We start from the raw sequence: 22,031 nt of genomic DNA on the forward strand, positions 1-22,031 counted from the left end.
TCCTTTCATGTATAGCCAAATATTTGCACTGTGTGCGGCCCTGATGTCGCTCTATTCAGCCCGCTGGCCGGTGATGGCTATTTAACGTCGCCCTGTTAGACTTCCAGCACATCCGTCCTGCGGTGTGCGTGATCGAGGTCCTTATGGGAAATACCGGAGGAAAGGGACTTTCATTGGCCAGGAGGCTTTATACGTCGCGCATCCTCGGGTTGATTCTGGGGCTCGTGTGCGTGAGCGTGGCGATGTACTCGCTCGATCCGCCACTGTGGGTCTGGGCGCTGATGCTCTTCAACGGCCTGGTCTGGCCACATCTGGCGTTTCAATGGGCACGCCGCGCCCGGGTTCCTTACCACGCTGAACACCGCAATCTGTTGATCGACGCTTTTTTCGGCGGCTTTTGGCTTGCCGCCATGCATTTCAATCCGCTACCCACGGCGACGACCATTTCGATGATGGCGATGAACAACGTCGCGATCGGCGGTTCACGCTTTCTATTGGCAGGCTCGGCGGCGCAGTTGCTCGGGGTCGGCGTCGGGCTGGTGGTCTTTGCTCCGGCATTCGTTCCGCAGACCTCGCCTGCGCAAATGTACGCCTGTTTTCCGTTGCTGCTGCTGTACCCGTTGGCGCTGGGCTGGATCTGCTTTCGCCAGGCCTACACCCTCGGTCGGCATAAACGCGAATTGCTTGCCCTGAGCCGCACCGACAGCCTGACCGGGTTGCTCAACCACGGCGCCTGGAAGGATCAGCTGGAGATCGCTTTTCAGCGTTGCAAACGGCAGAAACAGGGCGCGGCGATTGCGTTGATCGACATCGATCACTTCAAGGCGATCAACGATACCTACGGCCATGTTGCCGGCGACATTGTGTTGCGCCAGTTGAGCAAGTTGCTCAAGCAGAACCTGCGAGCGACAGACGTTGCCGGGCGTTACGGCGGTGATGAGTTCTGCGTGATTTTGCCGGATCTGCCGCTGTTCAACGCCGCGCAGGCGATGGAAGCGTTGCGCGAGCGTTTCGCGATTCTGGGTTATGAGCAGAATCCGGCGTTGAAGGTCAGTTTGAGTATCGGCCTGGCGGCGTACGATCCGGCGCATGCCGACGCGACACGCTGGCTCAATGATGCCGATCAGGCGTTGTACGAGGCCAAGGCGAGCGGACGTAACCGGGTGATCTGCAATTGCGATGACAAGCCCCGGCAGCCGTTGCTGGATTCGGTTTGATCCGCATCACCACAAATCCATTGTGGGAGCGAGCCTGCTCGCGAAAGCGCTGGGTCAGCCAAGATTGATATCGCCTGACACGACGCCTTCGCGAGCAGGCTCGCTCCCACAGGGTTTTGTGTTGTCGGTTAGATCAGTGTCGCATTCGGTGTAGAGCCTCGCGCCGATGTCGGGTACGGTTAAAACTCCCCGACGCGAAACAAGGATCGCTTCATGACGTTCTCATTTTCTCGCTCCCTGCTGGCCGCCAGCCTCGGCCTGTCTCTCGCCTTCTCCGCTGCCCACGCCTTCGCCGAACCGCACAAACAAGTGCTCGCCGATGCCGAGCAATACCAGCCAGAAGCCCTGAAGCTGCTGGAGCGGCTGGTCAATATCGACTCCGGTTCCGGCTATGAACCCGGCCTCAAGCAAGTCAGCGACATCGCTATCGATGAGCTGAAAAAGCTCGGCGCCACCATCGAACTGGTGCCCAACACGCCGGAAAAATCCAACCATGTGCTGGCAACGCTGAAAGGCACCGGCAAGGCAAAAATCCTCCTGATGGCGCACATGGACACGGTGTTCAAGGAAGGTTCGGCGGCCGAGCGGCCGTTTCACATCAAGGATGGCCGCGCTTACGGGCCAGGGGTGATGGATGACAAGGGCGGCATCGTCGCCGGGATCTATGCGCTGAAAGTCCTGAAAAACCTCGACTTCAAGGACTACGCGCAAATCACCTTCCTGCTCGACGCCAGTGAAGAAACCGGCTCGGACGTCGCCACCGACCTGATCAAGAAAACCGCCAAACAGCACGACGTGACCCTCAACCTTGAGCCGGGCCGCCCGGCCGATGGCCTGGTGGTGTGGCGCAAGGGCAGCGCGACGGCGCTGGTCGAGGTCAAGGGCAAAGCCGCACACGCCGGCGTCGCGCCGGAACTGGGGCGCAACGCGGCGATGGAAGCGGCGCACCAGATTCTGCAACTGGGCAAGCTCGGCGATGCGGATAAGAAAACGACCATCAACTTCACCGTGCTCAAGGCCGGCGACCGCACCAACGTGATTCCCGATCAAGCCACGGCCAAGGCTGACGTGCGCGCGGCAGTGCCGGAGGAATTTGACCGGATTGAGAAGGATCTGGCGCGGGTGTCGCAGGACAAATTAATTCCTGAGACTGAAGTGAAGACTTCTCTGCAACGCGGCTTGCCACCGATGCCGCAGACGGCCGAGTCGGATCGTCTGATGGCCATGGCTCAGGGGATTTATGGCGAGATTGGCCGCAAGTTGACGGAGGAGGGCAGTGGCGGTGCGGCGGATGCCAGTCTGTCCGCTGGAGTCGGCACGCCGACGCTGGATGGTTTCGGGATTGTTGGCGGCAATATCCACACGCCGGAGGAATACGCCGAAGTGGCGAGCGTGGCGCCGCGGATTTATCTGTTGTCGCGGATGATTATGGAGTTGGCCAAGCCGCGGTGAGTGGGTTTGTGGTGTGACTGATGCGGGTGGGGTGTCAGGTGCATTTGCCCTCACCCTAACCCTCTCCCGGAGGGAGTGGGGACTGACCGTGTTGTTTGTGGTCCATGTGGCAACCGGCAGATCAAGTTGAATTCAAATTTGCATTCAACGCGGTCCCTCACGTCGGCGTAGATCCAGAGCATCCCCCAATCGGTTCCCTCTCCCGAGGGAGAGGACTGACCGTGTTGTTTGTGGTCCATGTGGCAACCGGCAGATCAAGTTGAATGCAAATTCGCATTCAACGCGGTCTCTCACGTCGGCGTAGCTCCAGAGCATCCCCCAATCAGTCCCCTCTCCCTCTGGGAGAGGGCTAGGGTGAGGGGCTTTTGTGGGAAAAATGGAAGTCGCGAACGGCGTACAAAAAATACCGAAAAGTCCGACAGAAGCGCTCATTGCGGCCGTTGAGCGCGGCTCTTATAGTCTCGGCTCGCAGAAAACTCTGCGACGATCTTGGCCGGTCGAATACAGCACCTGACCCCTATTTGGAGTGAACTCTATGACCGACCAAGTAATGCCCCGCTTCCTCCCCATCGACACCTACGACGCCGAATCCCCGGTGCTCTTCCTCAACACTCACTCAGAACTCAGCGACATGGCCGCCTGTGCGATGCACCGGTTTGTGGTCGTGCGCGATCTGGCCGACACCTTCGCCAGTCTCAACCTCAAGGGCATTTCCGATTGTGATCTGACGCGGGTGACCAGCGCGGTGCATCTGTTGATGCGCGAGGGCTGTGCGATTCTGAATGTGATTCAGGCGCGGGCGGTGCAGCGGGAAGAGGCTTACAAGACGCCGGTTTAGCGCTGTAGCGGCAGGCCTCATCGCTGGCAAGCCAGCTCCCACAGGGTTTGGTGTTGAACCATCAATTGATGTCGAACCGCATAACCTGTGGGAGCCTGGCTTGCCAGCGATGGCGTCAGCCCGGCCAACCCATCACTCCTTGACGCTCATGTATTCCTTGGCCCAGAGAATGTATTCCTCCGGCTGTGTATAGGTGTGCGTCAACTCGGTCGCGCTTAGATCGGAAGCCTGGGTAAAGATCTGCCGCTGTTCACGCAAGCTGTCATACGTCGCTTTGATCGCCGCAAAGTACGCACCATGGCCATCAATGGTCACACGCACACCGAGTTCGGCCAGACGTTTGTCGTCGCGCAGTGCCGGGTTGCCGTAGGTCACCAGCATCAACGGTACGGTCAGGTGTTCGGCGATTTGCTCAAGCTGATCGAAATCCTGAATGCCGACCATGCAGATGCCGTCAGCCCCGGCCGCCTGATATTGGCGAGTGCGGCTGATGATTTCCTGGTTCGGCAAGATGCCGGCATTGGTACGGGCGATGATCGCCATTTCCGTATCAACCCGGGCTTCCAGCGCCGCGCGGATCTTGCCGACGCCTTCGGCAACGGTGATCAGGTCGGTGGATTTGCGGCCGAATTGTGCTGGCAGCAAGGTGTCTTCGATGGTCAGGGCGGCGACGCCGGCGCGTTCCAGTTCGACGATGGTGCGCATCACGTTGAGGGCGTTGCCGTAGCCGTGGTCGGCGTCGGCGATCACCGGCAGTTGGGCGACACGGCCGATGCGGGTGGCCTGTTCGGCGAACTCGCTGAGGGTGATCAGGGCAAAGTCCGGGGCACCGAGCACCTGCAACGAGGCCACGGAACCGCCGAGAATCCCCACTTCAAAACCCAGGTCAGCGGCAATGCGCGCGGACATCGGATCGAACACCGACGCCGTGTGATAGCAGGTGTCAGAGGCCAGCAGTTGACGGAAATTACGGCGCAAATCTTGATGGGAAAGCCTGGTCATACGAGTTCCACCAATACAAAGGAATGGAAAGGCTTGAACAAAGGTGTCAACGCCGAAGAATGAAAAGGCTATCACGCGAATGGGTCAATGATCATGACGAATTTGCAAGGGACAGGTTGTCGCGGACGCTTTTGCTGAAAGGATTTACCTTTTTGCGGTGATGACCGTCAGGCCGCCACCGCCTGTTGCTGTTGATTGGGCAGCATCGCCGCGCGTACCGAATTGCCCGGTTGCAGTTGCAGGCGCTTGGCGGTGAGGCGGTCGATGACCAGGCTGCTGCCGACCCGGCGGGCGCGGGCGACGGTGATGCGGCAGTTTTCCAGACGGCGGTTGTGAATCAGCCACAGCGGTGCCTGTTCATCCGGGCTGCCGAGGCTCAGGGTCAGCTCGACGCTCTCGCGCACGGTGCGGATCGAGCGCACCGGCGCTTCGATCACCGGGCCGCCGTCAAAGATGTCGATGTAGCCTTTGTGGGTAAAACCTTCGGCCTGAAGGATTTTCAGCGCCGGCTCGGTATTCGGGTGTGCCTGGCCGATCGCCGCCTGGGCCTGTTCGGTGAGCATGCAGGTATACAGCGGCTGGCGCGGCATCAGTTCGGCGATGAACGATTTGTTGCCAAGGCCCGACAAGTGATCGGCATGGCTGAAGTCCATTTGAAAGAAATGCCGGCCCAGACTGTCCCAGAACGGCGAACAACCGTGTTCATCGGCACTGCCGCGCAGTTCGGCAATCATCTTCTCACCGAACAGATGCGGGAACTCGGCAACGAACAGCAAACGTCCCAGCGACAGCAGGCGGCCGTTGCTGCCGTGACGCTGGTCATGGCCGAGAAACAGCGAGCACAGCTCGGATTGGCCGGTCAGTTCGTTGTTGAGAAACAGCGTCGGAATCTGCCGCTGAATACCCAGATCCGGCGCCGAACTCACGGTCAACCCGACCCGATAGTTGTACCAGGGCTCGCGCAAGCCGACCGCTCCGGCCAGGGCGCTGACGCCGACCACGCGCATGTCGTCGTCTTCGAGCACAAACAGATAGTCCGCGTCGGCCCGTTCCACTTGTTCGGCGAACGCCCGTTGTGCCCAACGGACCCGGTGGGACAGGCGATCTTCGTTGGCCGGCAGGGTGGTGAACCCCGGGCCGGCCTGTTGCACCAGCGCCATCAAGGCTGGCAGGTCGCTGACTTTGACCGGGCGGACAATCATGCTGTAACTCCTTCTGCGCGCCTGTTCGGGCACTGTCGTTGGCTGCGCAACCGCGCGGGCTTCACAGGGCAATCAGCCGGATCGGGCTGCCATCGGTCACGTTCAGCGCCGCACACATTGCGGGGGTGAGGGACAGCGGTTGATCGGTCTGGAAATCGAGTTCGGCCATGATTGCCCGGAAGCCGTGCAGCGCGTCATTGCTCAGCAGATAACGGCCACGGGCATCGATCCGGGGTTGCTGCTGCACAGTTGCGGTCTGGCTACGGGCAATCGAACGGATATTCGAGGTGCGCGCATACAGGGTCGGGCCTGCGTCGAACAAGTCGATGTAGCTGTTGGTTTCGAAGCCCTCACGCTCAAGGATGTCGAAGGCTTCCTGCCCGTCCGGGTGAATGCGACCGATGCAGTCTTGCGCGGCTTGCGGCAGCATCGGCACGTAAATCGGGTATTGCGGCATCAGTTCGGCAAGAAACGTACGGCTCTGCAGCCCGCACAGCCGTTCGGCTTCCGCGTAGGGCAGGTCGAAGAAATGTTTGCCCAGCGCATCCCAGAACGGTGAATTGCCGGCCTCGTCGCTGTAGCCGACGATTTCGGTAATCACCGCCTCGGCAAAGCGCGGCGCATGGGCGGCGATGAACAACAGGCGCGCGCGGGACAGCAACTCGGAAAATGGCGTGCGCACCAGATTGGCGTCGATGTGAAAGCCGCGCAGCAGCGTGTGGTCGTTGAGGTCGTGGCACAGCGACAGCGCTGGCACGCCGTGTTCGATGTTCAGCTCGCGGGACGCACTGGTGAAGTGGCGGTTGCGCAGGCTGTAGAACGGCTCGTCAAAACCCGCCGTCGCGAGGATTTCCGAGCAGCCGAGCAGCCGTTGGCTGTCGAGGTCTTCCAGCACGAAAAAGTAGTTCTCCGGGCCGTTAGCCTCTGCCGCGCTGGCGAACGAGGCACAGGAACCGGCGATTTTCTCGCGCAGGCGCTCGCTGTCGTCCGGCAGGGAGGTCACGCCCACCAGACTGTCGCGGGCCAATTGTTGTAGCTGGGGCAGGTCAGTCTGCTCGACTGGGCGTAAGACCAGCATGGATGTACTCCTGTATCAAAAGGTTCGGCAAAGTCGCCGAACCTGACTATCACTGTCGGTTTCCACGCGATAAATCGGCGGTCGCCTGATTTGTTGTCAGACGCCGCTCTTTTTCTTGTCAGCCGTTGCTCGGGTCGGGCAGCGCGGTGCTGGCGCCGAGTTTGTTGAGGAAGAACAGGTACACCAGACCCAGGGCAATCCAGATCAGGCCGAGTTTCTGCGCATCGACGCCCATGTTGTACATGATGGCCGCGACGATGATGAAGCCGATCACCGGGCAGATCAGGTGACGCACGACCTGACCGGACTTCTGCCGACGCCAGTAGTAGTTGATCACTGTCAGGTGCAGCAGCATGAAACCGCTGAGCGCGCCGAAGTTGACCAGCGAGGTCAGGGTGTCGACCGAGTTGATGAACAGGTAGCAGATCACCAGCGACAGCACCGCCACCAGATAAATGCTCAGATACGGCGTGTTGTGTTTCGGGTGCACCTTGGCCAGCACTTTCGGCAGTTTGCCGTCGCGAGCCATGCCGAACAGCAGACGCGAAACGGCGGCTTGCGAGGTGATGGCCACGGCCACGCCCCAGGCCAATGCCGTGGCGACAGCGGTCAGGGTCGCCAGCCAGCTGCCGGCGGCGATTTCGGCGATTTCATAGAACGCAGTGTCAGCGGATTTGAAGCCCATGCCCGCCGCCAGATCGGTGGCGATCCAGGTTTGTGCAACGAAAATAACGCCCATCACTACCAGCGTGATCAGCGCGGCTTTGCCGACGCTTTTGCCCGGATCGCCCTTGATTTCTTCAGCGAGCGTCGAGATCGCATCGAAGCCGAGGAACGACAGCACCGCAATCGACACCGCTTGCATCAGCAGGGCGAAGTTGAAGGTTTCCGGGTGATACAGCGGCGCCAGGGTCAGCTCGCCGTTACCGCCACCGTTGTGTAGGGCATTCCACGCGTAGAACAGGAATATGCCCAGCACCACCAGTTGTGCCAGCAGGAAGATGATGTTCATCCGCGCGGTGAAAGTGATGCCGCGCAGGTTGACGAAGGTCGCGCTGACCAGAAACGCCAGAATGAAGCCGACTTTCGGAATGTCCGGGTACAAATGGTTGAGCGCCATCGCCGCGTAGACGTACAGCAGCGGCGGGATCAGCAGGTAATCGAGGAGCATCAGCCAACCGGCGATGAAACCGACGTGCTGATTGAGGCCGCGTTGCGCATAGGAATACACCGAACCTGCGATCGGAAAAGCCTTGGCCATGCTGCCGTAGCTCAACGCGGTGAACAGCATCGCCACCATGCCGATGATGTACGCCAGCGGCACCATCCCCGGGGCCTCGGCGTTGACGTAGCCATACACACCGAACGGGGCGATGGGGATCATGAAGATCATCCCGTACACCACCAGGTCGGTCAGCGTCAGGCTACGTTTCAACTCTTGCTTGTAGCCGAATTCTTCAATTTCCATGAAGCGCAACTCCTTGTCAGCCAGTCGGTCGTTTTAGTTGTTATCGGTCCATCGTTTACAGCGTCAGCAGTCTTTCGTTACAGCAACGGCGCGAGGTATCCGGCCCAGCGCGATACGGCTTCGGGGCTGCGCAGCAAGTCGTTGCGCACCTCGATCAACACTGAGTCGAGGCCACGAGCATCGCCGTGTACCGGCACGGTCATGTCGCCCAGCGGATCGATCCTGTACGGCTGATTGCCGGCCACTTTCAGCGGATGCTCGCCGAGGCCGTCGAGCAGGCGTTGCGCGTAGGCCTTGGCCTGACCGAACAGCACGCCGGCTTCCAGCGGTCGCGGCTGGCCGTAATACACCGGGGTGAAACTGTGAATCCCCACCACACGAACTGCTTGGCCTTTAGCAACACGTTCGTCGATCAAGGTATGCAAGCGCGTGTGAAACGGTTTGAACAACGTCTGGCGCCGGTACTCGCGGGTGGCTTCATCCAGCTCGCGGTTGCCCGGCACCTGATAAATCTCGCTCTGCGCCGGAATGCTGTCCGGGGCGTGGCGTGGCCGGTTCAGATCGATCAGCAGCCGCGAATAATTGGCGCTCAACAGGGTGGCGCCGAGCATCTTCGATAGTTGCTCGGCCAGTTGCAGCGCACCAATGTCCCAGGCGATGTGTTCGGCAGCGGCGGCCTCGTCCAGGCCCAGATTGTTCAGGGCCTCGGGGATGTAGCGGCTGGCGTGTTCGCACACCAGAATCAACGGGTGCGTGGAGTCGGCGCGGCTCAGGTTGTAGGCCGGGCGGGTGTACAACCCCAGCTCGGCGGATTCAGTACAGGCGTGCATAGTGCTCACACAAGTCAGCGGGCGAGAGCTGTTCCGTCAGCGCCAGTTCCTCGGTTTTAAGGGCGTAGTAGGTGTCGAGCAGCGGCTTGGGCAGCCATTCGGTGAAGGCGCCACTGTTGCGCAGGCAGTCCAGCGCCTGGGCCAGCGAGGCGGGCAGGGCGACGATGCCCCGGGCCAGGCGTTGCTCGTCGTTGAGTGAATCGGGAATTTCGTTGGTGATCGCGTTCAGCGCCAGGCGCTGTTCGATGCCCAGCCGTCCGGCGATCAACAGCGCGGCCATCGCCAGATGCGGTGAGGCAGTGGCGTCCATGGCGCGGAACTCGAGGTTGAACTGCTGAGCCACCGACTTGCCGCCGAGGCTCACGGTCGGGCAGATGCGCAGTGCCGCTTCACGGTTCTGCTGGCCCAGGCAGGCATAGGACGCGCTCCAGTGATGCGGTTGCAAGCGTTCGTACGATACCGGCGTCGGCGCGGTGAAGGCACAGAGGGCCGGCAAGTAATGCAGGATCCCCGCTGCCCAATGCTGACCGAGGCTCGACAGACCATTGCTGGTGCCGGCGTCGTAAAGCATCGGTTGACCGGCCAGATCGAGCAGACTGACATGCAGGTGCACGCCGTTGCACACCGCGTCGGCGGCGGTCTTCGGCGCGAAGCTCAGGTCGAGGCCCATTTGCCGGGCGATCTCGCGGGTGATCTCTCGTACGTTGACGGCACGATCGGCCGCCGCCACGCCAAGCGTCGGACGGCAGGTGATCTCGTATTGGTGCTTGCCGTATTCGGGCAGAAACATCTCCGGTTCGACACCGCCGGCGCGCAAGGCGCTGAGCAGCCAGCCACCGAACTCGGCACCTTGGCGCTGGGCTTCGAGGGAGAACGCCAGATGCTCGGCGAAACCGGCGTGCAGGTTGAATTCGTGTTCGAACGCGGCGTTGACCTGCAAGCCCAGCGCATCGCGATATCGCTCGATTTCATCGCGCAACAGCGTACGCGGGCAGGCGCCCCATGGGCGGCCATCGGTTTCGCGGATATCGCCGTGGATGAAATCCAGCGCCGGCGCGTCGGCGTCCGGGCCGTTGCCGACGGTGACGCGGCTGCCCAGATCCGGGATCAACCGCAGGTCGCCATAAGCGCCCCATGGATTGGTCGAGGCAATGATGTCCTGCGGCGTCAACGCGCTGTTGGCCGGCACCCAGCCGCAACCGGCGGCCTGATAATGTTCCAGCTCATCGGTGGGAAACGAGCGGCCACGGGTGATGCCGATCAGGTCGGTGGTGACCAGCGTGGTCATCGGCAGTGGCGTCAGGCGCGCGCTCATGGCCGCATCTCCTGCAAGCGGGCGAGCACGGTGTCGGTGTCGGTGATCCAGCAGTAACCCTTGACCGCATTCAGGCAGGCGTGATGGCGTTCGGCGCTGTAGGTGGCGCAGGCATCTTCGACCAGCGTGACCAGATAGCCACGGTCGGCTGCGTCGCGCACGGCCATGTCGACGCACTGGTCGGTGACGATGCCGGCGATGATCAGGTGGCGGGTTTCGAGGTTGCGCAGCACGTAGTCGATGTTGGTCGAGTTGAAGACGCCGGACGAGGTCTTCGGCAGGACGATTTCGTTTTCCACCGGGCTCAGGTCTTCAATGATCCGCGCCTGCACGCTGCCTTTGGGCAGGTGCATGTCCGAGAGTTTGTGGTCGAGCGAGCGGTCACGACCATCGGCAGTGAGGCTTTCGATAATGGTGTGCAGCACGTTCTGCCGCGCTTCGCGAAAAGCGCTGAGCAGGCGACGTTGGTTGGGCACCACCTGCATGTGCGCGCGGGTCAGGAAATACTCGGCGTCAGGCCCGTTGAGGTGCGCGTCGAACTGCGGTTCGAGCCAGGCACGCTGCATGTCCACCAGCAACAGCGAGGTGTGATCGGTGACAAACGGCAAGTCCCGCGGCGAGCGGTGGGGAAGGCTGAACATCCTTATTTATCCTCCAGCAGGTGGGTGTTGAAGTCATTGCGCAGGGCATCGATGCCTTCCAGGCGATCGGCGAGGTTTTCGGTGCGCAAGGTCAGGCAGGCGATCAGTGCTTCGACCTGCGCCAGCGCCGGGACCATGGTGTCGAACGGCGAGGCCGATTCCACCGGGGCGCTGATGATCAGGTCGGCGAGTTCGCGCAGTGGCGAGGCATAGATATCGGTGAACAGCACCACGCGCGCGTTGTTGTTTTTCGCCGCGCTGGCGACCCGCAGGGCCTGGGTCTGGTAGCGGCGATAGTCGAACAACAGCACCACGTCCTGGCGCTGCAGATCGAACAGGCGATCGGGCAGTTGCGCATTATCTTCCAGGGCAAAGCAACCGGGGCGCAGCAGACGCAGGTGATTGAGCAGGTAAGTGGCCATCAGGCTGCTGAAGCGCCCGCCAAAGCAATACACCTGATGCCGGGCATCGAGCAGCCAGTCGGTGAGAATGCGCACGTCTTCGGGTTGGGTCAGCGATTGGGTTTCGACCAGCAGGCGATGACTGTCGCCCAGATAGTGGCTCCAGGCGTCGTCCTTGTGCTGATGGGCGCGCGGTTGCAACAGCGTGCGCGGCGAGCGCAGGCGATGGTCCATGTCACTGAGCAGGGCATCCTGGAATTCGGCATAACCACCGAAACCAAGTTTTTTCACCAGCCGCACAATGGTCGGATCGCTGACGCCGGCATGTTCGGCCAGACGCGCCATCGGCCCCAGACCGTTGCGTGGGTACTGATCAAGCAAGGCGCGAACGACTTTGCGCTCCGACGGCGTAAGATCCAGGCCGGGATCGGTGATCAGGTCTCTGAGAGGGGGCATCCGGGCTCCTGCTGGATGGAGGGTGTTGAATTCGCTTCATAATCCGTTAAAACAGTATTTATGTAACTGACGTTACATGTCTAGTGAATTTTTTTGCGTGTTGAAAAGGTGCCAAAACATCGCGGAGTGCCCGTATCACAAGGGCTACACGGAATTCGACTGGTCTTGTAGTCCATTGCCCACAACGCCGTCAGATATTGCCGTATTCCTGCCGTCGTCAGTTTTTGCCGGTGGCTATCCAGCAGCCCCGCAACCCTCGGTTTACGGCACAATCGCCCACAGAGCGGCTTAGCGTCGTTGATTTTCATGAAGACCTACCGGAGCGATGCCTGTGCAGACCACTCGTTTGACATTGATTTGCCATGCGCGAACCGTCGCACAGAAATTGGCGTGTTTTCCTACGAATGAGCCTGTTGAAAATAGCGGGCTGGCGTCGGGTGCATTGGCCCAGCGTTTCGACGCCGCGCGACGCTTGATTTGCGCGCCGGAATTGCGCACACGGCAGACGGCGGCGTGGTTTGGCGCGGATGCGCAAGTGGATGAGACGCTGCGCGATTGTGACTGGGGCCGTTGGCACGGGATGTCGATCAAGGATCTGCAACGCTCGGAAGCCGCCGGGCTGCAGGCCTGGCTGGAAGATCCCCACGCCATGCCCCATGGTGGTGAGTCGGTGGCGCAGTTATGTGAACGCATGGCGCAGTGGCTGACCAGCCTGCAAGCCACGTCGGAACATGTAGTGGCGGTGACGCATCCGTTTGTCATCCGCGCCGCGCTGATCCACGTGATGCGCGGTTCGGCGTTTCATGACATTGATGTCGAACCGTTGTCAGTGGTCGAACTGCGCTTCACCGGACGCTGGCGGCTACGCTTGCCGGGCCTCGACGTTAAAGGAGCACTTTGATGAAACAACTGTTGGTAATCGGCATCGGCGCCGGTAACCCCGACTACATCACGATGCAGGCCGTGAAGGCGCTGAACCGGGTCGACGTGTTCTTTCTGATGGATAAAGGCCAGAGCAAGGACAAGCTGATCGACCTGCGCCGCGAGATCTGTGAGCGCTACATCGACGACCCCGACTATCGCTTCGTCGAAGCCCACAGCCCGGAGCGCGAACGTGGTGATGTCGACTACACGACCAGTGTCGATGAGCTGAACCGTGCCAAGCAGCAGACCTTTGAACAACTGATCAATGACCAATTGTCTGACGGCCAGTGTGGCGGTTTCCTGGTGTGGGGCGACCCGGCGTTGTACGACAGCACCGTGCGTATCCTCCAGGCCATTCTGGCCTCGGGCACCTGTGCCTTCGAGTTTGAGGTGATTCCCGGCATCACCAGCGTTCAAGCGTTGGCGGCGCAGCACAAGGTGCCGCTGAACACGATCGGCCGCTCCATTGAAATCACCACCGGGCGGCGTTTGGCGGCAGGGCAGGTGAGTGATGCGGACAGTCTGGTGGTGATGCTCGATGCTGAAGATTCGTATCAGCGGGTCGCCGATCTGCAGACTCAGATTTATTGGGGCGCTTACCTGGGCACGCCGGATGAGATTCTGATCAGTGGCCGGCTGGCGGATGTCGCGGATGAGATCGAGCGGGTGCGCAAGGCGGCGCGGGCGGAGCATGGGTGGATCATGGATACGTACCTGCTGCGTAAGCCTTAGATTTTCGCTGGCCGGGCGGGCCTCTTCGCGAGCAAGTCGAATCGTCGCACCGTCGCTCCCACATTTTGAAATGTATTTCCCTGTGGGAGCGAGCCTGCTCGCGAAGGCGCCGCAACATTCAAAGCCGATTTCGAACAGGCAAAAAACACCCGGTGCAACGCAAGTCGCACCGGGTTTTTGTTGCCAGCAAGCGGCGGATGTCGTGGATCCGCCGCTCACTGTTGAACTCTGTTTATGCGCGTTCCAGCGCCAGCGCCACACCCTGGCCGCCGCCGATGCACAGGGTCGCGAGACCCTTTTTCGCATCACGCTTGATCATTTCATGCAGCAGGGTCACCAGCACGCGGCAACCCGAGGCACCGATCGGATGGCCCAGCGCAATGGCGCCGCCGTTGACGTTGACCTTGTCCAGATCCCATTGCAGATCCTTGGCCACCGCCAGCGATTGTGCGGCGAACGCTTCGTTGGCTTCGATCAGGTCAAGTTGGTCGATGTTCCAGCCAGCCTTGTCGAGGCAGCGGCGGGTGGCGGACACCGGGCCGATGCCCATGATTGCCGGGTCAACACCGGCGTTGGCGTAGGCGGCAATTTTCGCCAGAACCGGCAGGCCGAGGGATTTGGCTTTTTCGGCGCTCATCAGGATGACCGCAGCGGCGCCGTCGTTCAGCGAGGACGCGTTGCCAGCGGTGACGCTACCGTCCTTTTTGAACGCCGGGCGCAGTTTCGCCAGGGATTCGGCGGTGGTATCGCCGCGTGGTTGTTCGTCGACCTTGAACGCAACCGGATCGCCTTTGCGCTGCGGGATCAGGATCGGCGTGATCTCATCGACAAAGCGACCGGCCTCAATCGCGGCGGCGGCTTTCTGCTGAGAAGCGGCAGCGAAGGCGTCCTGCTGCTCGCGGCTGATTTCGTACTTGTCGACCAGATTCTCGGCAGTGATGCCCATGTGGTAATCGTTGAACGCATCCCACAGACCATCGCTGATCATGGTGTCGACGATTTGCGCGTGGCCCATGCGCAGACCGGTGCGTGCGCCCGGCATCACGTAGTTGGACAGGCTCATGTTTTCCTGACCACCGGCGATGATCACGTCAGCGTCGCCGCAACGGATCGCCTGTGCGCCGAGGTGCAGGGCTTTGAGGCCCGAACCGCAGACCTTGTTCAGGGTCAGCGCCGGTACCGCGTGGGGTAGACCGGCCTTGATCGCCGACTGACGCGCCGGGTTCTGGCCAGCGCCGGCGGTCAGCACCTGGCCCATGATCACTTCATCTACCTGGGCACCGTCCAGACCGGTTTGTTCGAGCAACTGACGGATCACCGCCGCGCCCAGATCCACCGCGGACACGCTGGCCAGCGAACCCTGGAAACTGCCGATCGCGGTACGCGTGGCGGCAACAATTACGACGTCTTGCATTTTCGAATTCCTCACTCGGCAGCGAACTGCATTTCCGGTACGTGATCCGGGACGATCAGTTTACCAGCGGTTTTGGCGACGATTTCCTCGACGCTGACGCCAGGTGCGCGTTCCTTGAGGACAAAAGCGCCATTTTCGATTTCCAGGTAGGCGAGGTCGGTCAGCACCCGCTTGATGCAGCCGGCACCGGTCAGCGGCAGACTGCATTTGGCCAACAGTTTCGACTCACCGTCCTTGGATGCGTGGGTCATGATGACGATGATGTTGTCGGCGCCAGCCACCAGATCCATCGCGCCGCCCATGCCCTTGACCAGTTTGCCGGGGATCATCCATGAGGCGATGTTGCCTTCGACGTCCACTTCAAAGGCGCCGAGCACGGTCAGGTCGACATGACCGCCGCGGATCATCGCGAAGGATTCGGCGGAGTTGAAAATCGACGCGCCGATGCGCGCGGTCACGGTCTGTTTGCCGGCGTTGATCATGTCGGCATCGATGGTTTCTTCGGTCGGAAACGGGCCCATGCCGAGCAGGCCGTTTTCCGATTGCAGCATGACCTCCATGCCTTCAGGAATGTAGTTGGCGACCAGGGTCGGAATGCCGATGCCGAGGTTCACGTAAAAGCCGTCCTGCATTTCGCGGGCGACGCGCTGAGCCATTTGTTCGCGGGAAAGTGCCATGTTGTTGTTCTCCGTCAGCCTGAATTATTTGCGGATGGTGCGCTGTTCGATGCGTTTTTCGAACGTGCCGCAAATGACCCGATCGACGTAGATGCCCGGGGTGTGGATCTGCGAGGGGTCGAGTTCGCCGGGTTCGACGATTTCTTCGACTTCAACCACAGTGATCTTGCCGGCGGTGGCGGCCAGCGGGTTGAAGTTCTGCGCGGTGTGACGGTAGACGACGTTGCCGAAGTGGTCGGCTTTCCAGCCTTTGACGATGGCGAAGTCGCCAGTGATGGATTCTTCCATCAGGTACTTGCGACCTTTGAACTCGCGTACCTCCTTGCCTTCGGCGACCGGGGTGCCGACGCCGGTGGCGGTGAAGAAGGCCGGAATGCCGGCGCCGCCTGCGCGCATTTTCTCGGCGAGGGTGCCTTGCGGGGTCAGGATGACTTCAATGTCGCCCTTGAGCAGTTGCTCTTCGAACAGCTTGTTTTCGCCGACGTAGGAGGCGATGACTTTGCTGATCTGGCGATCGGTGAGCAGTACGCCGAGGCCGAATCCGTCGACGCCGCAGTTGTTGGAAACGACGGTGAGGTCGCGGGTGCCTTTGCGCTTGATCTCGGCGATCAGGTTTTCCGGAATGCCGCACAGACCGAAGCCGCCGGCGATGACGGTCATGCCGTCCTCAAGCCCGGCCAGGGCTTCTTCGTAGGAACTCACGCGCTTGTCGAAACCTGCCATATGCACCTCTTTTATTATTTGCGGGCGGCTGGCTAGCCGAATGGTTGGAGTGTCTCGCTGGAAGATATATTTGTTAAGTTGATTTTTAAGGTTGATTGATTGATAAAGCTCAATAGTCGCGTTATGGCGTGCTGCTTTGATCGTTCCCCACGCTCCGCGTGGGAATGCCTCTAGGGACACTCTGCGTCCAGTGACGCGGAGCGTCACGGGCTGCATTCCCACGCAGGAGCGTGGGAACGATCATCATGGCTTGCCGCTTAACGCTTGTAGCTTACAACTGGAGCGAAGCGACCATGACCATCAAACAGATCCGCGCTTTCCTCGCCGTGGCCCAGAGCCTGAGTTTCGCCGTCGCCTGCGAGCGCCTGCATCTCTCGCAATCGGCCCTGAGCCTGACCATCAAAGCGCTGGAGGAAGGACTGGGCGGGCGCCTGTTCAGTCGCAACACCCGCAACGTCGCACTGACTGCGGAAGGTGAATCCTTGCTGCCACTGGCCCGGCGTCTGATCGCCGACTGGGACAACGCCGAAGACGAAATGCGCCAGCGCTTCAGCCTGCAACGTGGGCGGGTGACGCTGGCGGCGATGCCGTCGTTTGCCGGCAACCTGCTACCGCCGATCCTCAAGACCTTTCGTGCGCGCTATCCGAACGTCAACGTCACGGTCAATGACGTGATCAACGAGCAAGTGCTGGAGATGGTTCGTGATCGTCAGGTGGAACTCGGCGTGGCGTTCGAGCCGATGCAAAACACTGCGATGACGTTCACGCCGTTGTACATGGATCGCTTTGTTGCGGTGGTATCGAAGGATTCGCCGTTGGCCCAGCGCGACGAGATCGATTGGCAGACGTTATTGCAGGAGCCGTTCATCACCTTGCAGCGGCCTTCGACGGTGCGGGTGATGCTCGAAGAGCACTTGCAGGCTCGCGGCATGAAGTTGCCGGTGGAATTTGAAAGCCATCAATTGGCGACCGTCGGGCGCATGGTCGCCAGTGGGCTGGGTGTCAGTGCCGTCCCGGCGTTGTGCGCCGGGCAGATGCAGGAGTTGGGCGCCCATTGTCTGACGCTGGATGATTCGGTGGAGCGGGCGATTGGCGTGCTGACCGAACCGGGCAATGAACTGTCGGCGGCGGCGCAGGCGTTGTTCGATATTCTCAAGGCGGAAGATCTGGGTCGACTTTGAGATCTACCCCCTCACCCCAGCCCTCTCCCCCAGGGGCGAGGGGGAAAGGGAGCCAATCGGGGATTTCTCAAATGCTGAGTTCGACTCGAAATTTTCAGGTTGATGTATCGCGTGAGAACAACTCGATCCGTTCCCTCTCCCTTGGGAGAGGGCTAGGGGGAAAGGGAACTGATCGGGGTTGTTCAGCTTGGGCTCGACTCAGTATTTTCAGGCCGCCGTATTCAGACCTGACAACTCGGTCAGTCCCCTCTCCCTTGGGAAAGGGCGAGGGGGAAAGGGAACTGATCGGGGTTGTTCAGCTTGTGGGCTCGACTCAGTATTTTCAGGCCGCCGTATTCAGACCTGACAACTCGGTCAGTTCCCTCTCCCTTGGGAGAGGGCTAGGGTGAGGGGCCCGGGGCCTGAGTCGAGCGTAGAGTGCCGAAACTCACCGGTCCAGCTCCCTGACCAACAGGGGCAACAGCAGCTCGCACGACGCTTCAATCTTCAAATCCAGCAAATCATCCGCGCGCGTCTTGCCCAGATTGATCGCGATCAGCGGCTTACCGCGATCGGCAATCACTCGGCACAAACGAAACGCCGAATACGCCATCAACGACGAACCCACCACCAACATCCCCGCCGCATTTTCTGCTGCCTTCATCGCTCGTGCCGCCGTGGGCTGCGCGACGTTTTCGCCGAAAAACACCACGTCCGGTTTCATTCGCTCGCCAAAGCAATGCGGGCAGTGCGGTACCTGAAAACGCGCCTCGAACGCCGGGTCGAGCAGGGTGTCGCCATCCGGTGCCTGCACGGCATCGACCCCGGCCAGATACGGATTTTGTCGTTCCATCAATTGCTGAATCGAATCACGCTCACTGCGTTGGCCGCAGTCCAGGCACACAACCCGATGCAGGCTGCCGTGCAGTTCGATCACGTCGTGACTGCCGGCCTGATCGTGCAGGGTGTCGACGTTCTGGGTGATCAAGTCGTGGATCAGCCCGTGGCGCTGTAAGCCGGCCAACGCTTCGTGCGCTGCATTCGGTTGCGCCTGGCGCACCCTTGGCCAACCGAGCATGGCCCGCGCCCAATAGCGGCGGCGCGATTCGGGGGCTGCGAGGAATTCCTGGTACATCATCGGCTGCCGGCCACGGCGTACACCGTCGCTGTCGCGGTAATCCGGAATGCCCGACGGCGTGCTGATGCCGGCCCCGGTCAATACGATGAAGTCGCCATCGGCCATCACCTCTTGCAAGGTGTCGAGGTGTTCGCGGGTCGGGCTGTCGAGCATGGTCAGCGCTCCGAAATGGGCAGTGCCAGCAGGTTAGCACGCGACCCGCGTGGCTTACTTGCGTGCCTCCAGAATCAGGTTGAACGGTGTTTGCGTGGCCCGACGGAAGTGCTTGAACCCGGCCTCGGTAAACACTTTGCGCAGACGCATTTCCCCGGCCTGCGCGCCCAAGCCGAGGCCGACTTCCTGCGACAGCGAGTTCGGTGTGCAGATAAACGTCGAGGCCGCATAGAACAGCCGCCCGACCGGGTTGATGTTGTCGTCCAGCGTGTCGTTGGCGAACGGCTCGACCAGTAACACCGTGCCGTCATCTTTCAGCGAGTCATAGGCGTGACGCGCGGCGCCGACCGGGTCGCCCATGTCGTGCAGGCAATCGAAATAGCAGATCAGGTCGTAGTCGTTGCCGGGGTAGCTCTTCGCTGAGCCCTGGAAGAACTTCGCCCGGCTGCTGACGCCACCTTCCTCGGCGCGCTGGGTGGCGACAGTAATCGAGGGCGCGTGATAGTCGTAGCCGACGAAGCGCGAGTTGGGAAAGGCCTGGGCCATGATTACCGTCGACGCGCCATGGCCGCAGCCGATGTCGGCGACTTTGGCGCCTTCTTCAAGCTTGGCCACGACACCGTCCAGCGCCGGCAGCCATTCGGCGATCAGGTGACCTTTGTAGCCGGGCCGGAAGAAGCGCTCCGTGCCGGTGAACATGCACGGATGATGATCGCCCCAGGGCAGGGCGCCATTGCCGCGCATGGCTTTGACCAGTTTGTCTTTGTCATGGAAAAACGACGCCACCACCCCAAGGCCACCGGCGACGTACACCGGCGAGTCTTCGACGGCCAACGCCAGCGCCTGTTCTTCCGGTAAACGAAACTGGCCGTCGTGGTGCTCCATGTAGCCGGACGCCGCGTGAGCGCTGAGCCATTCGCGCACCAGACGCGGATTGCACGTGGTTTTGGCGGCGAGGGCATCGGGGCTGATTGGCTGACTGTCGGCCATTGCCCGGTACAAACCGAGTTCTTCGCCGACGATGACATTGGCCAGCATCGCCGCGCCGCCCATGTCGTTGACCAGTTTGCCCATGAATTGGTTGAGCTTCGCCTCGTCCATCATGTGTGCTCCTGAAACAGGATCACAGTCCGGCGGCGTCGAAGGTCGAGGCGTGCGCCACCGGGCGGTGGTCACGGAGTTGGGCAGGGCACGGCTGACGTCCTGCGTCCCCCTCGACTGGGTAATAAAGGAGTCTAGCCCCGGTCCGGGGCTAGCGCTGTATTTGTAAACACTGAAAAACCTGTGGGAGCTGGCTTGCCAGCGATAACGGTGTGTCCGGCACCAAGGTCATTGGCTGTGTCGACGCCATCGCTGGCAAGCCAGCTCCCACAAGGTTCGGTGTTTGATGAGGACTGTGTATCACTGTGTATCGCGGCAGCGGGGGGATACACGGGGCGGCAATTGTCCGGGTGGGCGCACACAGCCGTGATACAGGCGTCGATTCCACTGGGTAGACCCATCCATCGAGGTTTCCCCATGCAAATTCCTCAATCATCAACGCAACCCAGCGTCGGCCTCGGCCTGCGCCGTGGTCTGCTCAAAGACCTGCAAACCGCCCGCACCGGCGCTTTCGACTTTCTCGAAGTCGCTCCGGAAAACTGGATCGGCGTCGGCGGCGCCCATGGCGCGGCGTTGCGTGAACTGGCCGAACGCTACCCGTTGTCCTGTCACGGCTTGTCGCTGTCACTTGGCGGACCGGCGCCGCTGGATGTCGGCTTCTTGCAGGAGGTCCGGGTGTTTCTCGACCTTTACAACGTGCCGCTGTACAGCGAACACCTGAGTTATTGCAGCGATGACGGTCATCTGTATGACTTGCTGCCATTGCCATTCACCGAAGAAGCGGTGCACCACGTCGCCGCTCGAATTCGTCAGGCGCAGGATATTCTTGGCCGGCGCCTGGCGGTGGAAAACGTTTCCTACTACGCCGCACCGCGTCAGGACATGGACGAGGTGAGCTTCACTAATGCCGTGTTGCGTGAGGCCGATTGCGACCTGCTGCTGGACGTCAACAATGTCTACGTCAACGCGATCAACCACGGATTTGATCCGCAAGCATTTTTAGCCGGTATCGAGCCGGGTCGAGTGGTCGGCATGCATGTGGCCGGGCATTTCGATGAGTCCGACACGCTGAAAATCGACACTCACGGTGCCTCAGTCAAACCGGTGGTGTGGTCTCTGCTGGCCGAGGCCTATAGGCGATTTGGCGCAAAGCCAACGCTGCTTGAGCGGGATTTCAGTTTCCCGGCGTTTTCCGAACTGGTCGCCGAGTTGCAGACCATTCGCCACTTGCAAGCGGGGGGCGGCCATCGTGGATAACCTGCTACAGCAACAACAGGCGCTGACCCGGTATTTGCGAGATCCTGACCATCAATCGCCACCGGCCGGCATGAACGCGGCGCGGGTCAACGTCTACCGCGATCTGGTGTTCAACAATGTCTCGCAGTTGTTAAGCGGCACATTTCCGGTGTTGATCCGCATCATCGGTGAACAACGCTGGGGCTTGCTGGTGCGAGGATTCTTGCGCGACTGGCGGGCGCAGACTCCGAAGTTCGGAGAGATTGCCCAAACGTTTCTCGACTATCTCGCTTCGTCACCGCAGATGTTGCGCGAGGGCGAGTGGCCGGCGTTTTTGCTGGAGCTGGCGCATTACGAATGGGTCGAGATGGTTTTGCAGCAGTCCGATGCTCAGGCGCTGCCGCCAAGCGATCCGGCGCTGTTGCTGGAACGCCCGCTGCAGATCTCGGCACTGGCCTGGCCGTTGGCGTATGCGTGGCCGGTGCATGAACTCGATCCAAACCATCAACCCGCCACGCCACCGGCTCAACCGACTCTGTTGTTGGTGTGGCGTGCGACAGATTGGAGTGTGAAGTTTTCCGGGCTGAGTCCGTTGGCTTGGCGGTTGTTGCAGCGCATCACTGAGTTTGCGTCGTTGACGGGGCGCGAGCAGTTGCAAGGTCTGGCGCAGGAGACCGGGCAGTCCGCCAGCAATTCGTTCATGGATAACGGCTTGGTGTTGTTGCAGCAGATGCATGAGGACCAGGTGATCGGTCTGGCATCTTGAACACTTAAACCGCGCCGCACACTGTGGGAGCGAGCCTGCTCGCGAAAGCGATCTGTCAGTCAACTTGAACATCTACTGACAGGACGCCTTCGCGAGCAGGCTCGCTC

At 60.9% G+C, this 22,031-nt stretch carries 21 protein-coding genes; 8 read left to right on the forward strand and 13 right to left on the reverse strand.

Going from position 1 to position 22,031, the window contains the following annotated elements:
- The first annotated feature begins 143 nt into the window (after positions 1-143).
- The 3 genes from RMV17_RS10880 (at position 144) to RMV17_RS10890 (ending at position 3,507) form a co-directional block, all read left to right on the forward strand.
- The gene (locus RMV17_RS10880) at positions 144-1,217 is read left to right on the forward strand and encodes a diguanylate cyclase (protein ID WP_311886497.1); all 1,074 of its coding nucleotides are present in this window, start codon (positions 144-146) and stop codon (positions 1,215-1,217) included.
- Positions 1,218-1,430: 213 nt separating this feature from the next.
- Positions 1,431-2,669 carry a M20/M25/M40 family metallo-hydrolase gene (locus RMV17_RS10885; protein WP_311886498.1) on the forward strand — a complete coding sequence of 413 codons (1,239 nt, stop codon included), beginning with the start codon at positions 1,431-1,433 and terminating at the stop codon, positions 2,667-2,669.
- Positions 2,670-3,204: 535 nt separating this feature from the next.
- Entirely contained in the window at positions 3,205-3,507 is a 303-nt protein-coding gene (locus tag RMV17_RS10890; RefSeq protein WP_034152534.1) for a hypothetical protein, read from the forward strand.
- A gap of 132 nt (positions 3,508-3,639) precedes the next feature.
- On the opposite strand, the gene RMV17_RS10895 is transcribed toward RMV17_RS10890, so the two are convergent.
- The 8 genes from RMV17_RS10895 to RMV17_RS10930 all read right to left on the reverse strand — a co-directional run bounded on the left by RMV17_RS10895 (position 3,640) and on the right by RMV17_RS10930 (position 11,900).
- Positions 3,640-4,509, reverse strand: a complete 870-nt coding sequence (locus RMV17_RS10895) for an oxaloacetate decarboxylase (protein ID WP_007919546.1) — start codon at positions 4,507-4,509, stop codon at positions 3,640-3,642.
- Positions 4,510-4,676: 167 nt separating this feature from the next.
- Positions 4,677-5,711, reverse strand: coding sequence for an arginine N-succinyltransferase (gene astA, locus RMV17_RS10900; protein ID WP_034152533.1), 1,035 nt, complete (start codon positions 5,709-5,711; stop codon positions 4,677-4,679).
- A 61-nt stretch (positions 5,712-5,772) separates the two neighbouring features.
- Positions 5,773-6,789 (reverse strand): arginine N-succinyltransferase, encoded by a 1,017-nt coding sequence (locus tag RMV17_RS10905; RefSeq protein WP_311886499.1) that lies wholly within the window; start codon positions 6,787-6,789, stop codon positions 5,773-5,775.
- 118 nt (positions 6,790-6,907) lie between these two features.
- Entirely contained in the window at positions 6,908-8,257 is a 1,350-nt protein-coding gene (locus RMV17_RS10910; RefSeq protein WP_038369117.1) for an APC family permease, read from the reverse strand.
- A 77-nt stretch (positions 8,258-8,334) separates the two neighbouring features.
- Positions 8,335-9,087: an N-formylglutamate amidohydrolase gene (locus RMV17_RS10915; protein ID WP_311886500.1), complete on the reverse strand. Its 753-nt coding sequence runs from the start codon at positions 9,085-9,087 to the stop codon at positions 8,335-8,337.
- Positions 9,071-10,402, reverse strand: coding sequence for a glutamine synthetase (locus RMV17_RS10920; protein ID WP_311886501.1), 1,332 nt, complete (start codon positions 10,400-10,402; stop codon positions 9,071-9,073). Before RMV17_RS10920 ends, RMV17_RS10915 begins: the two co-directional genes overlap by 17 nt.
- The gene (locus RMV17_RS10925; RefSeq protein WP_311886502.1) at positions 10,399-11,043 is read right to left on the reverse strand and encodes an isochorismatase family cysteine hydrolase; all 645 of its coding nucleotides are present in this window, start codon (positions 11,041-11,043) and stop codon (positions 10,399-10,401) included. Before RMV17_RS10925 ends, RMV17_RS10920 begins: the two co-directional genes overlap by 4 nt.
- Before the next feature lie 2 nt (positions 11,044-11,045).
- On the reverse strand, positions 11,046-11,900 hold the full coding sequence (locus RMV17_RS10930; RefSeq protein ID WP_034152527.1) for a MurR/RpiR family transcriptional regulator: 855 nt from the start codon (positions 11,898-11,900) through the stop codon (positions 11,046-11,048).
- Between the two features lie 331 nt (positions 11,901-12,231).
- On the opposite strand from RMV17_RS10930, the gene RMV17_RS10935 reads away from it, so the two are divergent.
- Together RMV17_RS10935 and cobF are read left to right on the forward strand one after the other, a co-directional pair.
- Positions 12,232-12,801, forward strand: a complete 570-nt coding sequence (locus tag RMV17_RS10935) for a histidine phosphatase family protein (protein WP_311886503.1) — start codon at positions 12,232-12,234, stop codon at positions 12,799-12,801.
- Positions 12,801-13,556, forward strand: a complete 756-nt coding sequence (cobF, locus tag RMV17_RS10940; protein ID WP_311886504.1) for a precorrin-6A synthase (deacetylating) — start codon at positions 12,801-12,803, stop codon at positions 13,554-13,556. The genes RMV17_RS10935 and cobF overlap by 1 nt, the downstream gene beginning before the upstream one ends.
- 232 nt (positions 13,557-13,788) lie before the next feature.
- Here cobF and RMV17_RS10945 read toward each other — a convergent pair whose 3' ends face one another.
- Genes RMV17_RS10945 through RMV17_RS10955 form a run of 3 tightly spaced genes read right to left on the reverse strand, consistent with a single transcriptional unit; the run spans position 13,789 to position 16,370 of the window.
- Entirely contained in the window at positions 13,789-14,970 is a 1,182-nt protein-coding gene (locus RMV17_RS10945) for an acetyl-CoA C-acetyltransferase (protein ID WP_150707436.1), read from the reverse strand.
- An 11-nt stretch (positions 14,971-14,981) separates the two neighbouring features.
- Entirely contained in the window at positions 14,982-15,647 is a 666-nt protein-coding gene (locus tag RMV17_RS10950) for a CoA transferase subunit B (RefSeq protein ID WP_108227280.1), read from the reverse strand.
- Positions 15,648-15,671: 24 nt separating this feature from the next.
- Positions 15,672-16,370, reverse strand: a complete 699-nt coding sequence (locus tag RMV17_RS10955; RefSeq protein ID WP_007919568.1) for a CoA transferase subunit A — start codon at positions 16,368-16,370, stop codon at positions 15,672-15,674.
- A gap of 293 nt (positions 16,371-16,663) precedes the next feature.
- Here RMV17_RS10955 and RMV17_RS10960 point away from each other — a divergent pair, with 293 nt between their 5' ends.
- The gene (locus RMV17_RS10960) at positions 16,664-17,551 is read left to right on the forward strand and encodes a LysR family transcriptional regulator (protein ID WP_034152523.1); all 888 of its coding nucleotides are present in this window, start codon (positions 16,664-16,666) and stop codon (positions 17,549-17,551) included.
- Positions 17,552-17,978: 427 nt separating this feature from the next.
- On the opposite strand, the gene RMV17_RS10965 is transcribed toward RMV17_RS10960, so the two are convergent.
- Positions 17,979-18,821, reverse strand: coding sequence for an NAD-dependent protein deacetylase (locus RMV17_RS10965; protein ID WP_311886505.1), 843 nt, complete (start codon positions 18,819-18,821; stop codon positions 17,979-17,981).
- Positions 18,822-18,875: 54 nt separating this feature from the next.
- Complete coding sequence (locus RMV17_RS10970) at positions 18,876-19,922, reverse strand: class I SAM-dependent methyltransferase (protein ID WP_311887030.1); 1,047 nt, start codon at positions 19,920-19,922, stop codon at positions 18,876-18,878.
- Between the two features lie 417 nt (positions 19,923-20,339).
- On the opposite strand from RMV17_RS10970, the gene RMV17_RS10975 reads away from it, so the two are divergent.
- Positions 20,340-21,179 carry a DUF692 domain-containing protein gene (locus tag RMV17_RS10975; protein WP_311886506.1) on the forward strand — a complete coding sequence of 280 codons (840 nt, stop codon included), beginning with the start codon at positions 20,340-20,342 and terminating at the stop codon, positions 21,177-21,179.
- On the forward strand, positions 21,172-21,924 hold the full coding sequence (locus RMV17_RS10980) for a putative DNA-binding domain-containing protein (protein ID WP_311886507.1): 753 nt from the start codon (positions 21,172-21,174) through the stop codon (positions 21,922-21,924). The genes RMV17_RS10975 and RMV17_RS10980 overlap by 8 nt, the downstream gene beginning before the upstream one ends.
- The last annotated feature ends 107 nt before the right edge of the window (positions 21,925-22,031 follow it).

This window comes from Pseudomonas sp. VD-NE ins, from assembly GCF_031882575.1.
GTDB lineage: Bacteria > Pseudomonadota > Gammaproteobacteria > Pseudomonadales > Pseudomonadaceae > Aquipseudomonas > Aquipseudomonas fluorescens_BZ.

Coding starts and splice junctions, on each gene's coding strand:
- RMV17_RS10880 (WP_311886497.1), top strand. CDS start 144: ATGGGAAATACCGGAGGAAAGGGACTTTCATTGGCCAGGAGGCTTTAT.
- RMV17_RS10885 (WP_311886498.1), top strand. CDS start 1,431: ATGACGTTCTCATTTTCTCGCTCCCTGCTGGCCGCCAGCCTCGGCCTG.
- RMV17_RS10890 (WP_034152534.1), top strand. CDS start 3,205: ATGACCGACCAAGTAATGCCCCGCTTCCTCCCCATCGACACCTACGAC.
- RMV17_RS10895 (WP_007919546.1), bottom strand. CDS start 4,509: ATGACCAGGCTTTCCCATCAAGATTTGCGCCGTAATTTCCGTCAACTG.
- astA (WP_034152533.1), bottom strand. CDS start 5,711: ATGATTGTCCGCCCGGTCAAAGTCAGCGACCTGCCAGCCTTGATGGCG.
- RMV17_RS10905 (WP_311886499.1), bottom strand. CDS start 6,789: ATGCTGGTCTTACGCCCAGTCGAGCAGACTGACCTGCCCCAGCTACAA.
- RMV17_RS10910 (WP_038369117.1), bottom strand. CDS start 8,257: ATGGAAATTGAAGAATTCGGCTACAAGCAAGAGTTGAAACGTAGCCTG.
- RMV17_RS10915 (WP_311886500.1), bottom strand. CDS start 9,087: ATGCACGCCTGTACTGAATCCGCCGAGCTGGGGTTGTACACCCGCCCG.
- RMV17_RS10920 (WP_311886501.1), bottom strand. CDS start 10,402: ATGAGCGCGCGCCTGACGCCACTGCCGATGACCACGCTGGTCACCACC.
- RMV17_RS10925 (WP_311886502.1), bottom strand. CDS start 11,043: ATGTTCAGCCTTCCCCACCGCTCGCCGCGGGACTTGCCGTTTGTCACC.
- RMV17_RS10930 (WP_034152527.1), bottom strand. CDS start 11,900: ATGCCCCCTCTCAGAGACCTGATCACCGATCCCGGCCTGGATCTTACG.
- cobF (WP_311886504.1), top strand. CDS start 12,801: ATGAAACAACTGTTGGTAATCGGCATCGGCGCCGGTAACCCCGACTAC.
- RMV17_RS10945 (WP_150707436.1), bottom strand. CDS start 14,970: ATGCAAGACGTCGTAATTGTTGCCGCCACGCGTACCGCGATCGGCAGT.
- RMV17_RS10950 (WP_108227280.1), bottom strand. CDS start 15,647: ATGGCACTTTCCCGCGAACAAATGGCTCAGCGCGTCGCCCGCGAAATG.
- RMV17_RS10955 (WP_007919568.1), bottom strand. CDS start 16,370: ATGGCAGGTTTCGACAAGCGCGTGAGTTCCTACGAAGAAGCCCTGGCC.
- RMV17_RS10960 (WP_034152523.1), top strand. CDS start 16,664: ATGACCATCAAACAGATCCGCGCTTTCCTCGCCGTGGCCCAGAGCCTG.
- RMV17_RS10965 (WP_311886505.1), bottom strand. CDS start 18,821: ATGCTCGACAGCCCGACCCGCGAACACCTCGACACCTTGCAAGAGGTG.
- RMV17_RS10970 (WP_311887030.1), bottom strand. CDS start 19,922: ATGGACGAGGCGAAGCTCAACCAATTCATGGGCAAACTGGTCAACGAC.
- RMV17_RS10975 (WP_311886506.1), top strand. CDS start 20,340: ATGCAAATTCCTCAATCATCAACGCAACCCAGCGTCGGCCTCGGCCTG.